This is a genomic window from candidate division KSB1 bacterium (assembly GCA_034506255.1).
In the GTDB taxonomy this organism is placed as follows: Bacteria; Zhuqueibacterota; Zhuqueibacteria; order Zhuqueibacterales; family Zhuqueibacteraceae; genus Coneutiohabitans; species Coneutiohabitans thermophilus.
This window is the reverse complement of the sequence record JAPDPX010000001.1, coordinates 131,695-147,545: the sequence shown is the minus strand read 5'-3', so window position 1 is coordinate 147,545 and position 15,851 is coordinate 131,695. Positions and strand designations below refer to the sequence as shown.

Sequence of the window (15,851 nt, the reverse complement as noted above, 5' to 3'; positions counted from 1 at the left end):
GCCCCTTGCAGCTTGCCTCAGCACAGCCGCGCGAGCGCGAGAAACATCCACGCCTGCACCCAGCGCAGGAACGGCCGCTTGTCCACCAGAAAACGATGGCGGCGATAGTAGAAAAACCCTTCCGGCGACCAAAACAGCGCCAGCGCCTGCGGCACGACTTTCTGCAGCAGCTCTGCCGCATCGGGAATCTCGTCGCCCAGGTCTTGCAGTGCAATTAATGCGTGGGCGAAAGCATGGCTGTCCAGCGGGTAGTCTTTGTTGGGATAATATCGCACGCGGCCGTCAGCGGTGAAAAATTGGCGGCGGTAAAAGGCACAGCCGCGCTGCAGCGCCTCGCGGCCGAGGGGGTCTTTTCTCGCAGCCAGAAATTGCTGCAATGCCAGCAGACTGTAGCCGGTGTGAAAGCTGTCGCTCCAGCGGTTGTACCATTCCTCACCATACAACCAGGAACCATCCGCCTGCTGCCGCGCCAGAGAATAGCGCATGCTGCGCTCGGCCAAATCCGCATAAGCGGTCTCCCCCGTCAACGCGCCGACCTGCGCCAGCAATGCAGCAGCCAGCATGTTGGCATTGTGAATGCAAAAGTGGTCGCGCGGCGTGTAGCTGAAGGCAAAGCTGCGGCCGTCGGCAATGCGATTGAGACTGCCGGCGATGAAATCGCAGGCGGATCGTGCGAGTTGCAGCCAGCAGTGTTCGCCGGTCAGCTCGTGAAACTCCAGCAGTGCCTGCGCCGCAAACACGGTGGTGACGACGTTGGGTGTGAAACGCGGGGCATAGAAATGCCGATTGGCCCAGGGAAACTCATAGCCCCATGCGGCACCGGCATAGCCGCCAATGACATTCTTTTGCAGCCAGTGCGCGAACCCGGCGGCGCGCTCGCGATACTGCGGCCTGCCGGTGGCGCGATAAAGCCGGACATAAGCGGACAGGAAAAGCCCCATGCCCTTGGCATTGTGCGCCGGCCGGATGCCGAGCAGCGGCCGCAGATTCACCGGCGTGCGTTTGACGAGTTGCAGGGCGGCCATGCCCAGAAGGCGCGAGCGGCCGGTGAATGCCGCCAGGAGCGGACTGCTCAGCGCATCATGCGGGTCATAGCCGCAATAGTCCCGCGCGATCAGCCAGCGCTCGTGTTGCTGCAGGATTTTTTCGAGATCAGCGAGGCAGGCCGCCCGCCGCACACCGCGCGCCGGTGCCGGCTTGACGGTCAGATGAGAACCGACCATGTAATCACCCGGGGCTGGCGTGTGCGCAAGGATTCCATGATGGCAAAGGTGATCAGCGAGGGATAAAACAACTCCTGCACGGTCGGCGCAGGTTCGCCGCGCAGAAAGGCCGCGATCTCCTCCGCATAGCCCTTGCCGGGCATTTTGAGCTTTTCCTGCGCGGTCGCCGAGTAGAAAACGCCGCCGGTGAAATTGTCGAGACGGGCGCACAGGCCGCCGCCGAAGATTTCGACATGCTCCTTCGGCATGCGCGCGCTGCCATTGGCAAGATAGGATATCGTGGCCAGCCCACCGTTTTGAAAGCGCAGCGTGGCCACGACATTGTCGAACGGCATCGCTTCGCCGTGCGACGAGCCGAAGCCCTCGGCATAAACCGACACCGGCGCGGCCTCAATGAAATACATCGCCAGATCCACGAAATGACAGGCTTCCCCGATGATGCGGCCGCCACCGCTGTGCGGATCGTGCAACCAGTGCCCGCCGTCCAAAAAGCCGGCATTCACGCGGTAGTGGACCACCAGCGGCGCCGCCGCGCCGGCAAATCGCCGTTTGATCTCGCGGGCCAGGGGCGCATGCCGGCGATTGTAGCCCACCACCAGCCGGGGACCCTCACCGCTCTGCGTCCGTGCGGCGATATAAACCCGGTGCAACTCGCGCAGTTCTGCGAGCGTGAGCGCCGGCGGTTTCTCCACAAACACATTCTTGCCTGCCTGCAAAGCCGCCATCGCCAAGGAGGCATGCGCGTCGTGGCGTGTGGCGATGAACACGCTGTCGATGCTGTCATCCGCGAGAAGGTCGCGATAGTCCGTGGTGCAGTAGGAAAATCCGAACTTCTCGCACACGCTTTTGGCGCTCGGGCCGTGCGCGTTGGCCACCCCGGCGAGCTGCACCTCCGGCTGCCGCTGCAACGGCGGCAGCAGGTAGGCCTGCGCAAAGTTGCCCGCCCCAATGAACCCGATGCGCCGGGCGGCCGGCCGCCGGCGGGCGGCGGGCGCCTGCTCGTTCACGAGCTGGCGCACCAGCCCGTCGTTGCCCGCGGGATATTCCAGCAGCACGCCGAGATACTTTTCCTGCGTCCTGCCGAGAATGAGTTGATATGCCTCCACCGCGCGCGTGATCGGAAAACGGTGCGTGGTCAACTCCTTCACTTTCACCCGGCCTTTGGCGAGCAGTTGCACGAACGCCGCAAGATTGCGCTGCTCGGTCCAGCGCACGTAGGCAAAGGGATAGTCCCGGCCCTCCGCTTCGTAGCGCTGATCATAACGCCCGGGACCATAGCTGCACGACATGCGCACTTCGAGCTCCTTCTCGTAAAACGGCGAGCGCGGCAGATCGACGCGCACCCATCCCACAATCACGATCCGGCCCTTCTTGCGCACCAGCCGGCCGCTCAATTCGAGCGGATCATTGCTTTTGGTCGCGGCAGTAATCAGGCAGGCATCAAAGCCGTGGCCGGCGGTGAGATCACGCAGCATCTCCTCCAGATGCGGTGTCTGGCGCAAACAGGCCGTCACCCCGGTTTGCTGCGCGCGCGCCACGTTCTCCGCGCTGAGATCGATGCCCACCACGTTGCACCCATTGGCTTCGAGAAGCTGAATGGCGAGCTGGCCGAGCAATCCCAGACCGATCACAGCCACCCACTCGCCCAGGCGCGGTTCGGCCTGGCGCACGCCCTGCAGCGCAATCGCACCCAGCGTGCTGTAGGCGCCCTCCTCGTCGCTGACATTGTCGGGCAGCCGCACGCAGAGATGTTTCGGCACCAGCACATATTCGGCATGCTGGGCATATTCTCCGCCGGCACACGCGACGCGATCACCCGCCTGAAACAGCTCCGGGCAGCCGCTCTCCATCACTTCACCGGCACAGGAATATCCCAGTGTTTTCACCGTGCGCAGCCGGCTCCGGACTTTGGCATAGGTCGCGGCCACGCCCTCACGCCGCACATTCTCCAGCACCTGCCGCACCAGATCCGGACGTTTTTGCGCCTTGCCCAAAAGACTGCTTTGCGCCACTGCCACCGTGGCGCGTTCGGTGCCGGCGCTGATCAGCGAACAGCGGTTGCGCACCAGCACCATGCCCGGCCGCACCAGCGGCACCGGCAGCTCGGCAACCTGTAATTTGCCAGTTTGAAAATCCTGCAGAATCTGTTTCATCAGAAAAAATCGGAGTGGGAAACCCGGCGGGAAGTCAGAGGAATAACAACCCGCTGAGGACGGGGATTTTTTTCTTATTGATAACGCGCCTGCTGCAGCAGCCACTTGCTGCGGGGAAAAAACTGCTCAACAACAGCAGCGGACAAACTCCTCCGTTCCGCCAAAAAGAAAACCACCTGCCGCACGAAAGATCGGGGGTCCTGTCTTCGATCCTGCCAGACAGCCGGAATGAGGAGACTGGGTTGCACCTCAAATTTCGACCGATACGCCGGACTCGCCTGGCTTTATCCCCCGCTGCCATCCACAAAAATCCCGAACCACAGCTCCAGCGTCAGCAGCGCCCAGATGCGATGGGCGTTGTCCTGCCGGCCGGCGCGGTCCTCCGCGATGATGCGGCGCACATACGCGGGGTTGAGATAGCCGCGCCGTCTGACACGCTCCTCGCTCAACAGATCGTCGATCAAATCGCCCAGCCCGTGCTTGACCCAGGCACGCAGCGGCGCGCCAAAAGGCGCTTTGGGCCGGTAAATCACTTCACGCGGCAACAACGTTTCCATGGCTTTCTTGAAAATATACTTCGATTGCAGCCCGCGAATCTTATACTTGGCTGGAATGCTGAAGGCGAATTCGACGACTTTGTGATCGACCAGCGGCGGCCGGCCTTCGACTCCGGCCGCCATCGTGGCCTTGTCGGAATACATCAAATTCAAACTGGGCAAAAACATCTTGCTGTCCACAAAGCACATTTGATTGAGATATTCCAGCTCGCCCGCTTGATCAAAGTAATCAAAATGCCGCCGCAAAGGATACGTCTGACCGCGCGGCGTGTAAAACTCCGGCGCCAGCAGTTGTTCAAATTCCGTTTCGTCATAGTAGGAATAGCTGCCAATGAAGCTATTGACGGGATCGCAGCCCGCGCTTTTGATGAAACGCTTGGCCCAGCGCGCCAGGCGCCAGCCGCGTTGTGAAAACGTTACTGGCGCGAAGTGCACGAAGCTCTCGACCAGGGCCTTGCGCAGAAACCGCGGAATGCGGCGATAAGTGATCGCCAGCATCGACGCAAGATGCTTGCGATAGCCGGCGAAGATCTCATCCCCGCCCATGCCATTCAGCAGGACGGTGGTGCCGGATTCCTTAGCAGCTTTTGCAATCACATACGTATTGATCGCCGCCGGGTCCGCAATCGGCTCATCGAGATGCCATAAAATTTTCGGCAGCAAGTCCACCAGATTGGGCGCGATCACGATTTCATGATGCTCAGTATCGAAGCGCTGCGCGATGAGACGGGCATATTTGGCATCATCCGGCATGGCCTCCATGCGACTGTCCTGCGCGCCGAATTTGATGGTGTAGGTTGAAAAGTTGCCGTTGCTCCGGCTGCGCGCCAGGGCCACGATCGCGCTGGAATCCAACCCGCCGCTGAGAAAAGCGCCCACCGGCACCTCACTCATCATTTGCCGCTGCACCGCCTGTTGCAGTTGTTCGCGCAAGCCCTCGACGTAGTAGCTCTCCGGCCGGGAGTCTGTGTGGGCCGTGGGGATTTCCCAGTAGCGTTCGATTCTAAGCTTGCCTTGAGAATATTCCAAGTAATGGCCGGCAGGCAATTTCAGTATGTTTTGAAAAATCGTTTTGGGATCGGGAATCCATAGAAACAAGAGAATGCTGTGAATCGCGTCAACGTCGATCTCGCGCTGCAATCCGGGTACATGCAAAAGCGCCTTTAGCTCCGAGGCAAAAACAAATCTGCCGTTGGTGAGGGCATAGTAAAACGGTTTGACGCCGAGCTGATCGCGCGCAGCAAACAGCTTTTGCTCGCAGTGATCCCAAATCGCAAAGGCGAACATGCCGGTGAAGCGCTGCAAACAAGCGCTGCCCCAGGCTTCATAAGCGGTGAGCAGCACTTCGGTGTCAGAGCGCGAGCGAAAGGCATGGCCGCTCTGCTCCAGTTCCTGCCGCAGCTCACGATGGTTGTACAACTCGCCGTTGTAAACCAAAGTGAAGCGGCCGCTGGCACTGGTCATGGGCTGGTGGCCGGCAGGGCTGCGATCGATGATGCTCAAGCGGCGGTGGCCGAGCGCGACCTGATCCTGCGCCAGCGTGAACGTGCCGCAGTCATCCGGCCCGCGATGGGCGAGCGTCTCCGTCATCGCGTTGATGAGCGCCTGGTCGGCCGAGCCGACGATTCCGGCAATGCCGCACATGGTTTGATGTGGGAGATAGTATTACGACGTTCAGCACAGACTGTCCTGCTCAGCAGGCCGACTGGACTCCAACGGAGTCGCATCGAATAGCCCACGGGCAGCGCCCTGGGAACCGGCGAGATTTATCGCCTGTAGCCCTGAGGGGCGGAATCCCTCACGCAATTCCATGGCGCAAGCTGCGGTGGCCGGGCGCGACCTGGTCGCGTGTGAGCGTGAACTTGCCGCTGTCATCCGGCCCGCGATGGGCGAGCGCTTCCGTCATCGCATTGACGAGCACCTGATTTGCCCGGTCAAGTATTCTGGTGATGCCGCACATTTCAATCTACCTCCTGCCCCTCACCCAAAGGTGCCATCCGAATCTTGCCTCCAGTGACTGTTTTAGCCGTCTTGAAAGAACGAACTGCAAACCCAGCAAGTGTCTTTCATTTAGCATGTGTTTGGAGAAACGCAGATCGCGAAATCTCCGCAGAATTTGCCGAACTTGAGCAACACTGCAGAAGGCGTTTCTTGACACGATTGAGGCTCTCCTGAGTCAAGTCGACACCACAATAAATGCCGCCGGCTTCTATGATTTTCCGTGCTTCCGCACCTTGCCCCGGGCCTATTTCCAGGACACGCTTATTCCGGAAATCGGTTTTGCCCAGCTCGACCAAGATGTGCGGTTCATTCTGATACTTGTATCGATCATATTCAATGAAGAACTGCCTCCAATCCACCTTCTGCACGAGATGTTGTCCACAGGGATTGGCTTGCCAGAACTCCTCGATCTCTTGGCCAATGGGAGTCGCGGCCAACGTGTCAACTTCGTGGGGTTCTAGATGAACATGATTCATGACTGCACCACTGAAGTCCAAATGGGAGGGAGGATGAGTATCGTCACATGCTCACTGCGGTTAAACGCCAACAACGAAATCGATAGAATCGCATGCGGTTCTCAATTCAAATCCTCTGCCATCGGCGCGACTTCCTGCGATGAAGGAACTTCCGTCAGCCCGCCGGCCTCCTGTTCATGGCGCCTCACCTGCACGCTCGTGCTGGTGGCCCAAAACAGCAACCACACCGGCAGGGTCGCACGCGACATTTCCCAATAGTTGTCCAGAAACGCCAGGCCGAAGAGATAGACCGAACCGGCAACCAGGGCGGTGGCGAGCGGCAAATATTCCCGGGCAATCTCCCGGGCCTGCCGCAGCAGTTTGAAGGACTTGATCACCAGGAAGACATACATGCCAATGATGATGGCACCGCCGGGCAGCCCGATTTCCGCAATCGGCGCGAGAAAGCTGGAATGGGGGTTGGAAAGCTGGTAACTGCCAAACACGGCCTGGCCGCGATATTGCCCGAGATAGTGGTCACTTACTTTGGTAAAGCGTGCGTGCGTGAGTCCGAACAGGTCTTCGACCAGCTCCCCCACACCTTTGCTGCCGCTGCCCGCCATTTCATAGCTGAACGTGTAGTAAGCCCGGCTCACAAAATTGCCCGGACCCACGCCCGCCAGTGCTGCCAGCGGCCGTTCCTGAAAAAGCTGCAGGGTTTGGCGGTATGCCTGAAATTTGCCGTACTGCGTGTAAGCGAGCGGATCCGACATGATCAGTTTCCAATCCGAATACTTCAGATTGACTTCGCCCCGTACTCGATCCATGACATATGAAACCGTGTTGGAAGCCAGAAACAGAACAAAGGAGCCGGCAATGAGAGCCTTGGGAGTGCGCCGTCCATAAAGGGCAATGATCATGGCGAACCAGGCCAGGATGAAAAAAGGCAGGGCGGCACGATACTGCAGCAAATAGAAGACAACCAGCACCGCCGTCTGGCCGCCAATCAAGCGCCATCTCTGGCGCTGCTGAAATTCATCATCTCCCAGCAACAGTCCGCCGCAAATCACCAACAGCACGGAAAACTGATAGGCGTTCAAGCCGTAGGTGCCTGAGATCACGTCCGGATTTTGCGTGGCGAGAAACCGGGGCAAATCGATGAAGACGACAATGATGATGTTGACCACCAGCAGTGTGAGAAACAGGCGCCGCAGTTGCTGCGCCAGACTGCCGGCGTCTTCAACAATCTTGTTGAGTGCCACAAACAGCAGCGGGCCCTGCAGGAAAGCGAAGACAAAGAGCAGGGCAGCCGGCACCAGCAGATCATCGGCATTGACGAAAGCGGAGCCGATGGCGACCAGAACAAAGGCAAACATGCTGCGCGCCAGAAAGCGGTGGGTGGTAAGATCGACTTCAGGATGCACATAGCGCAGCGAGGCGGCCACGCCCAGGATCGCGACAAAAGGCAAATCAAGAATATCAACCCATTTGGGCAGAATGCCGGCCACTTCCGAAAAGAAACGGCTTACCAGAAAGAAAGCGAAAAAGCCGATTATGAGACGTTGTGACATGTTGCGAAATTAAGGTGTTTCGCTCAGAGTGAAAATTCCAGCGGGCTTCCGGTCGCAAAGCAACCACTTGAACCGCGGAGATATGGAACGCGCCGGGTTCCTGCAGCTAAAACGCCTTTTTCTGTGTCCGCCGTGATTCTGCAGGTGCGCTGTTGCTTTTGTGACTTCCTGATGTTCGCCGGGTTGTCGCTAGGCATGGGCAAGAATTTCCTCGAACTCGGCAGCCACTTGTGCAATGCCAAAGCGCTCAGCCACGTAGCGGGCATTGTATTCCCCCATGGCGCGGGCCCGCTCACGCCGGCAAATCAGGGTCTCCAGCTTGTCCGCCAAATCCCGGCTGTTGCCCACCTCCACAAACACACCATTCACGCCCTCGCGCACCACCTCCGGCAAGGCCCCCACCGGCGTCACCACCACCGGCAGGCCGTGTGCCATGGCCTCCAGCACCGACATGGAAAAACCCTCGGTGTAGGAGGGCAGCACGAAAACATCCGCCTCCTGGAAGGCCCGCAGTTTGGCCTCCCCGGAAATCACGCCGAGATAATGTGCCGCATGGCGTTCCGCGGCGTTGACGAATTCGGTTATCACCCGCTCGATGTGATCGGCTTCGCGATCAAAAAACTCCCGCGCCGCTCCGGACAGAAAGTCTGAAATCGATTTCCGCCGCTCGCCGGCAAAACGCTGCTCGCCGGCAAACAACAGACGAATTTCATACTTTTGGCGCAATTGCAGGTAGGCGTGCACCAATTCGTAGAATCCTTTGGAAAACGCCACGTGCCCCATGAACAGAATGGTGAAGGGTTTTGGCGCCGAACGCCGCGGCCGGGGAAGAGAGCCGTTCAGCCTGATGCCGTTGTACAGCACGCGCAGCTTCTCCTGCGCAACCAGACCGGCAAACAATGGTTTGAGGACTTCCGCCTGCACAATCACACAATCCACGCGTGCGAGTGCGCGCCGGATGAGCCAGCGCAGCAGCGGAGGATACTGCTCGTACAAACTGCGGAAGCTGCCGCCACGGTAATGCGCAATGGCGACGCGGCCCGTCAGTTTGATGGTGAAAATAATCACAATATCACGCAGCAGGCCGACCGGACCGGAGGACAGCAGAAAATAAACCTTATCCGGCCGATTTAGCACCAGCGCCTTCACAAAGGCACGATAAACCCGCATGAAATTAATGATGCCTTCTGCATCCAAAACGCCCTTTTTCCCGTTTTCCAGGCGCACATTGCTGGGCACGTGGGTGAGTCTGATCTGCTCACCCTTGATGGCTTCGAGCAGCAGGCTGGTGGCCACTTCCGGACCGGCATAGGGCGGCGGCGTGGGGGCGTAAAGAAGAATGTGTGGCTTGCTATCCTGACTCAAAGAATTGCACAAAAGGGATGGGGCATGGCAATCGTTGCAGCAACTCCGCCCGGCACAACTTTTATCCGGAAAGAAAATACCAAGTACACCGGCTCATCCCTCACAAGAAAATGTAACGCAGATATCCCGCCCAATGTCATCAACTTTTCAAGCAAGGCAAAAAACTCCCACGCCGGGAGGCAGCAATGATGCAAAAAATTCTTGCGGTGAGCATTTCGTCCCCTTTGTGATCGGCTACCGCCTGGCCGTGACATCCCTGCAGAGCGGGCGACACCAGCGTTTACCGTGCTTGCGAAGTACAGCTCAAAATCGCCTGCACAAACCCCTCGGCACTGCGCTGGATATTGACCGACTCGGCGACAATCTGCAGCGATTCCCTGCCCATCTGTTGCCGCAACAGTGGTTTGGTGCACAGTTCACGAATGCGCGCCGCCAGGGCCGGAATGTCGGTGGGATCGACGATGAAACCGTTTCTCCCCTCCTGCACCACGTCCACCGTGCCGCCGGCGAATTTGGAGGCAATGATCGGCAGCCCGGCAGCCGCGGCTTCGACCATCACGAGGCCAAAAATCTCCTGCAAGGAGGGAAAAATGAAAACATCCGCCGCTGCATAGTAGGCCGGCAACTCTGCTTTTTGTTTGAATCCATGAAAGCTGACCGTGCGCAAGTCAAGCTGCACCGCCAGGCGTTCAAGCTCGCCACGTGCCGGACCATCCCCCACCACCTCCAAGGTCCACGGCAGATCGCGGCATTCTTGCAACGCACGCAGGACCAACTCCAGCCCCTTGCGGTGTTGCAAATGTCCGACAAACAGAATGCGGGTGCGGGCAGCATCAAAATGCGACAACCGGCGCTGGCTGAGCACCTGATCCCGAAAAAAGTCGGTGTCCACGCAATTGATTGCCACTTTGATCTTGCTGGCCGCCACACCCAGGGTTTGCAGATACTCGCGCGCCCGGCTGCCATAAGCAATGCAGACCGCGGCTTGTTGTACCAGGCGGCGGCGCAAGAAATGGCGCATCAACCTTCCGCGCCGTTGCGAAGCCTCGGCAACTGTCTCTCCGGACCAGATCAGGTAGGGAATTCCTTGACGCCTGGCAAATCTGGCGCCGGTCAGGGCGGGAAGACTGAAACCTCCCAAGATCAGGCAGGAGGCGCGCAGTTCGCGCAGCAAGTGACTCAGCCATGTGGGAATCGCCAGGACATACTCCTCGCCCCAGGGCAATCGCGGCAGATCCAAAACCCTGTAATCGAAACGGGCTTCCGCCAGCACCCCCTGCCAGCGCCGGCGATGGTAAGTCGGCAGGGCGAACAGCACCAGCAGCGGCAGGCGATGCTGGCGCAGCCGCTCGGCAACACGGTTAAACAGCGGTATGCGATAGGGCGTGGGAATGTTGGTGAGAATGACGACCATTGCCGGGGATTTTACTGCAAAAGTAGAGTTCTTCATCATTGCCACCACAACGCCGCCGCTCTTCTTCATTTTCCCACGGTTTGACCAAATTCACAATCCACCCTGCCGCCTGCAGGCGCTCCCGGTAATCTCGGCCATAGCGACGGACATGACAGCTCTCAGCCGGATTGGGAGCGTCATATTCAAGCGTTTGTGCCAGGTTGTGATCCATCGGCACCTGCAGCAAAGCCTGTCCGTTGTCGTGCAACACACGATGCAATTCACGCATCGCCCGCCCATCTTCCTGCACATGCTCCAGCACGTGTGAGCAAAGCACGAAGTCAAAAGATCGTTCAACAAAGGCCAATCGTGTGACATCGGTTTTGACTTTGACGGTGCGATACTCGAGGTCCGCCGGGACGTAAAAGCGGTTTGGCAAATGAGCGAACATGCGCTCAGAGTATTTCGGGGCGGCGACTTCCAGGATGCGCACCCGCTTGTCGGAAGCCGGCAGGCAACGTTTCAAAGCGACGGCGTAAGTGCGGTAGCGCTTGTCGCTCGAACATTTCGGACACGTGTGGCCTGAGGTAATCTTCCAATCCGTTCCCAGCTTGGGAAGAAAATGCGCGCCACACCAGCCGCAGAGGGGACAAACAACCCGCTTTCGCCAGCCCACCAGCATGGCGTGTGGAAGAGTCAGCATGGCATTGAGCAGGGCGCGCAGTGCTTCACGCCCGTTCGCCCGCCAGGCCTGGGAGAGTGCGCGGCGCAGATATTTGAGAACCGTGATCAAGACAGGCATCATGTTTCAGCAAAACCACCGTTCATACCAGGTTGCCAGCGTATACAAATTCCAGCTCAAAAAGCCCTGATCCCTGCCAAAACGCATGTGGGTGCGCATTGCTTGCAGGAAGGCCGGAGACAACACCCCCCAATCGGTGTGCAGTCGCGGCAGCACGGTCAGAATTTTGTCCTGCATCATGCTGCCCGCCCATTCCCGCAGCGGCACACAAAAACCCTGTTTCGTGCGATCGAGAAATTCATCCGGCACCAGCCCGCGGAGCGCCTGTTTGAGAATATACTTTTTCTCACCGTTTTTGTATTTGAGCGCCTGCGGCATCTGCAGCGCGAACTCGACAAGCCGATGATCGAGAAACGGCACGCGAATCTCGATGGAATTGGCCATGCCCAAGCGGTCGGCGCGATACAGAAAAACGTGCTCGACTTCCGAGCGCAGGCCCCAATACGACAGCCATTCACAGTAATCGCGACCGCGGCGTTCCTGCTCGAATTCCCTGCGGCCTTCCATGACGCCACGGTAAACTTCCACATTGCCATTCGACATCTCTTCAAAAACCGCCGTGCCTTTGAGCGCGCCCGTGGCGCCGGCGTAAAGCTCGATCCCCCGCGCGGCGCGCCGCAGTAAATCGCCGGCAGTGCCATTGACGCCCAGGCGTTGACTGGTTTGCGCCACGGCCGTTTTGAGGAAACGCGGCAGCCGGTTGAACCAGCGCCAGCAGGGTTCCAGCCGGAGATACTGCAGATATTTGTGATAGCCACAAAACAGCTCATCGCTGCCATCGCCGTTCAAAATCACGATGGCGCCGTGCTGTCGCGCCAGTTGCGAAACGAAATAGATCGGCACCACCGTGGCATCGGCCACCGGCTCATCGAGATAAAAAGCCAGCTCCGGCAGCACCTCCACGAGCTGGCGCGGGGTGATCTCGATTTCATGATGCTCCGTCTTGAAATGCGCTGCCGCCCGGCGGGCATATTGCCGCTCATCATACGCCTCCTGCCCCTGAAAACCGGCGGTGAAGGTGTGCACCGTGCTGCCGCTCACCTGCGACATCAGGGCAACATTGGCGGTGGAATCGACCCCGCCGCTCAGGAACACGCCCACCGGCACATCGCTGCGCATGCGCAACCGCACCGATTCCTGCAGCAGGTCAAACAGAGTCTCACGATATTCATTCTCATTTGACTCCGGCGCCAGCGGGAAACGCCGCTGATAGGGTGACCAATAGCGCTGCAACACGGTTTCGCCGGAATTTTTGATCAACATATAATGCGCGGCCGGCAATTTCATGATGCCGCGAAACAGAGTCCCCGGCGTGTAGACTTTGCCAAAGGCCAAATACTCATGCAGAGCTTGTGTATCAAGCTCTTTGGTGACTCCCGGTATGGCCAGCAGCGCTTTGATCTCCGAGGCAAACAGGAACCGATCATTGCAGGTCGTGTGATACAATGGTTTGATGCCCAGGCGGTCGCGCGCCAGCAGGAGCTGCTGCCGCCGGCAGTCATACAGCGCGAACGCAAACATGCCGCGCAAACGGGAGATAATATCGACGCCATACTCTTCATAGCCGTGCACGATGACTTCGGTATCCGTGTGTGACCGAAAGCGATGCCCGTGCGCCTGCAGCCCGGCGCACAGTTCCGGATAGTTGTAAACTTCCCCATTGTACACCAGCCAGACGGTTCCCTCCTCGTTGCACATCGGCTGGTGCCCGGCGGGGGAAAGATCGATGATGCTCAAGCGGCGATGGCCGAGCGCGCAGGTGCCGTCGTCTGACAGCCACAAACCGGCGTCATCCGGGCCGCGGTGGGCCATCACATCGCGCGCCTGTGCCACGGCCGGGGCGGAAATGGCCGTGCCGTCCCAGCGCAACATGCCGACGATGCCGCACATCAGGCCGCAGCCTCCGATCTCTGCCGGCCGGCGGTTGCGAAGTATTGCCGGCGATAGCCCGCCGCAAAAGTCTGCGGTGAAAAACGTGTATTCACGCGCTGCTGCAAACGCCGCAGCCCGCGCAGCGCCTGCCGCCTCTGCTCGGCATCAGCGAGGCGCAAAATCTTTTGACTCATCTCTGTTTCATCCCGGCAGACAAACCATTCGGCACAACCGGCAAAGATTTCCAAAAGTCCGCCGCCATCGGCAAACACAAAGGTGGGATGTCCGGCCTGGATGGCTTCGAGGGCAGACAGTCCAAGCGCTTCATCACGCGAAGAAATGATTTCAACATCAAAATTGGAAACCGCGGTAGCGGCAGCCGCACAATAGGGTACGAAATGCAACATCACGCCCAGCGCCCCGGCCTGTTTTTCGAGTTTGCTTTGCAGGGGGCCCTCACCCACCAGAACAACTTCTACAGTACGCTGCCGGGAGACCAACGCCGCAACTACCAGCAGGCGGTCAATGCGCTTGACCGAGACAAACCGGCCGTGAAAACCCAGGCGCCACACCGCTCCCGGCTCAAATCGCGGCGGCTGCGCCTGCCAGCGTGTACAATTGTGCACGACGACACTTTTGGCCAACGACACGCCATATTCCTGCGTCATGCGCTGCTGCATGAATTGCGAAACATGAATGATGCGGTGCACGGCATGGCGCAAGAACAACTTCATGAGCACCAATTTCACGTGTTCATGCGGCGCGAGGGGACGGCCGGTTCCCAGGAGGCCATGATTGGTGTACACCATTTTCTTGCGTGCCAGCCAGCAGGCCAGCGCCTGCCAGGGTGTGAAGCCGTGCAGGTGAATGAGGTCATACCCGCCGGCGAGTCGCCAAAGGGCGACGAACTTTCGCGGGAAAGTCCCGGCCACCACCACATGTTTGCCGGAAAAGAGGAAATCGCTTTCGTCACCGCTTGCTGTCACCAGTGCCGCCTGCAACTCGACATGCCGGTCGTGTGCCAATACTTCGAACAGTTCACACACCACGCGATAGATGCCGCCGCGCGAACTGCGTGGCACGAGGTGAAGGACACGCAGGCGCCGCTGCACTCTCTGTTTGTAGCTCGCCTGCCTGATTCCGACTGCCCTTGCTCGTTTGATGGCTGCAATCATATTCCGTCGCGAGTTCGTGGGAAATTGGTCTCTTGCTGCACCGATTGAAATCCAATCGACAAATGCGACTGATCAATGACCTTTCACTGCTGATTGCAACACATGCACCGATCCAGCTCGCCTTGATTTCGGGCTCAACTCGATCACATTGAGAAAATAATCGGCAACCGCAGAGATGGCAAAATGCCGGCCGGCAAAATTGGCAACACGTTGGGATAACTCATTGTACCTGTCTTCCTCCGCCAGCAATTCCTGCAGGGCCTGCGCCATCTCGGACACGCTGCCCGTGACCCGGCCCAAATTGTTTTGCGTGACGATGCCATCGGGATCGACTTCCAGCGTCACCACCGGCACGCCGCGCAGCCATGCCTGGAGAAAAGTATTGGGAAAACCCTCGGAGTCGGAGCGCGAGGTGTTGACCAGCACAGCGGCTTGATCGAACCACGACAGGGTTTCTTCAAAGCTTCTTTCGCCCAGCCAGCGCAAATTGCCGGGCCAATTGTCACTCATCCACCCGGGCGGGCTTTGACCGGCCTTCCCTCCCACCATCACAAATTTCCAATCGTGCTGCGGCAGCATGCCTGCCAGCGCGACGAACTTCTCCGGCCGTTTGTTCGCGCCCAGGTTGCCCACCCACAGAATGACCGGCCGGTGAAATTTTTCCCGGGGCGGAACGAGGCTGGCAGGCACCTCATGACCGGAGGGCAGAGGCAAGGAGGGCATGCCGAAGTTGCGCAGCAGCTTGTGAAACTGTTCCTGGTTTTGTGTGAAGACATGGGAGGCCTGGCGCATGCCCCATTCCCGGGCGAGATCACAGACCATGCCATTGAGCAGCAAAAGTGGCACTTTCAGCTTCGCCAGCCGCCTCTTTTGCCGGCCGGCATGCCATTCCCTGCGGGTGAACAACCAGGGCGTGGGGACGGCATTATCGGTGCAAATCCAGGCGAAGGGCTTGCGAAATCTCCGGGCATACCATCCGATGACGCCGGTGTTGAAGGAAGTCAAGCGCTGAATCAGCATATCGGGCGCAATTTGCTGCAGCGCGCGATAGTAGTTCAGGCTGTTGCGCCAGAGAAAATAGCCGCGATAGGCAAGCCAGTGCAGCCAAACCCCGTCCCGCATTTCCGTTTGCTTTCCCCGGCCCTGCAGCGACTGCGCGAGGTAGTGAACTTCAAAACCACGCCGCGCCAACTCTTTGGCCAGCAGCCAGGCTTGCACCTCGGCGCCGCCGATGCGCTCGCTGTAGTGAAAATCCATGGCGAAGCAGAAGGTCATGATTTTTCG

Annotated in this window: 12 protein-coding genes; all 12 read right to left on the bottom strand. The window is 59.0% G+C overall.

All coding sequences use genetic code 11. From position 1 onward, the window contains the following. Window positions 1-17: 17 nt before the first annotated feature. The 12 genes from ONB52_00600 to ONB52_00545 all read right to left on the bottom strand — a co-directional run bounded on the left by ONB52_00600 (window position 18) and on the right by ONB52_00545 (window position 15,842). A complete protein-coding gene (locus tag ONB52_00600) occupies window positions 18-1,223 on the bottom strand; it encodes a hypothetical protein (GenBank protein MDZ7414637.1) in 1,206 nt (401 codons plus the stop codon). Next, window positions 1,205-3,376: a bi-domain-containing oxidoreductase gene (locus ONB52_00595; GenBank protein MDZ7414636.1), complete on the bottom strand. Its 2,172-nt coding sequence runs from the start codon at window positions 3,374-3,376 to the stop codon at window positions 1,205-1,207. The genes ONB52_00600 and ONB52_00595 overlap by 19 nt, the downstream gene beginning before the upstream one ends. Window positions 3,377-3,660: 284 nt before the next feature. After that, a complete protein-coding gene (asnB, locus tag ONB52_00590) occupies window positions 3,661-5,577 on the bottom strand; it encodes an asparagine synthase (glutamine-hydrolyzing) (protein ID MDZ7414635.1) in 1,917 nt (638 codons plus the stop codon). A gap of 154 nt (window positions 5,578-5,731) precedes the next feature. Further along, on the bottom strand, window positions 5,732-5,893 hold the full coding sequence (locus ONB52_00585) for a hypothetical protein (GenBank protein ID MDZ7414634.1): 162 nt from the start codon (window positions 5,891-5,893) through the stop codon (window positions 5,732-5,734). A gap of 106 nt (window positions 5,894-5,999) precedes the next feature. Continuing rightward, the gene (locus ONB52_00580) at window positions 6,000-6,410 is read right to left on the bottom strand and encodes a class I SAM-dependent methyltransferase (GenBank protein ID MDZ7414633.1); all 411 of its coding nucleotides are present in this window, start codon (window positions 6,408-6,410) and stop codon (window positions 6,000-6,002) included. A gap of 101 nt (window positions 6,411-6,511) precedes the next feature. Then, entirely contained in the window at window positions 6,512-7,960 is a 1,449-nt protein-coding gene (locus ONB52_00575; protein MDZ7414632.1) for a hypothetical protein, read from the bottom strand. A 189-nt stretch (window positions 7,961-8,149) separates the two neighbouring features. Next, complete coding sequence (locus ONB52_00570) at window positions 8,150-9,325, bottom strand: glycosyltransferase family 4 protein (protein ID MDZ7414631.1); 1,176 nt, start codon at window positions 9,323-9,325, stop codon at window positions 8,150-8,152. A 280-nt stretch (window positions 9,326-9,605) separates the two neighbouring features. Then, window positions 9,606-10,778, bottom strand: a complete 1,173-nt coding sequence (locus ONB52_00565) for a glycosyltransferase family 4 protein (GenBank protein MDZ7414630.1) — start codon at window positions 10,776-10,778, stop codon at window positions 9,606-9,608. Beyond that, window positions 10,687-11,511 (bottom strand): methyltransferase domain-containing protein, encoded by an 825-nt coding sequence (locus ONB52_00560; protein MDZ7414629.1) that lies wholly within the window; start codon window positions 11,509-11,511, stop codon window positions 10,687-10,689. Before ONB52_00560 ends, ONB52_00565 begins: the two co-directional genes overlap by 92 nt. A gap of 15 nt (window positions 11,512-11,526) precedes the next feature. After that, the gene (gene asnB / locus ONB52_00555; GenBank protein MDZ7414628.1) at window positions 11,527-13,410 is read right to left on the bottom strand and encodes an asparagine synthase (glutamine-hydrolyzing); all 1,884 of its coding nucleotides are present in this window, start codon (window positions 13,408-13,410) and stop codon (window positions 11,527-11,529) included. After that, window positions 13,410-14,474, bottom strand: a complete 1,065-nt coding sequence (locus ONB52_00550) for a glycosyltransferase family 4 protein (GenBank protein MDZ7414627.1) — start codon at window positions 14,472-14,474, stop codon at window positions 13,410-13,412. The genes asnB (ONB52_00555) and ONB52_00550 overlap by 1 nt, the downstream gene beginning before the upstream one ends. Window positions 14,475-14,639: 165 nt before the next feature. Further along, window positions 14,640-15,842, bottom strand: a complete 1,203-nt coding sequence (locus ONB52_00545; GenBank protein ID MDZ7414626.1) for a glycosyltransferase family 4 protein — start codon at window positions 15,840-15,842, stop codon at window positions 14,640-14,642. Between the last annotated feature and the right edge of the window lie 9 nt (window positions 15,843-15,851).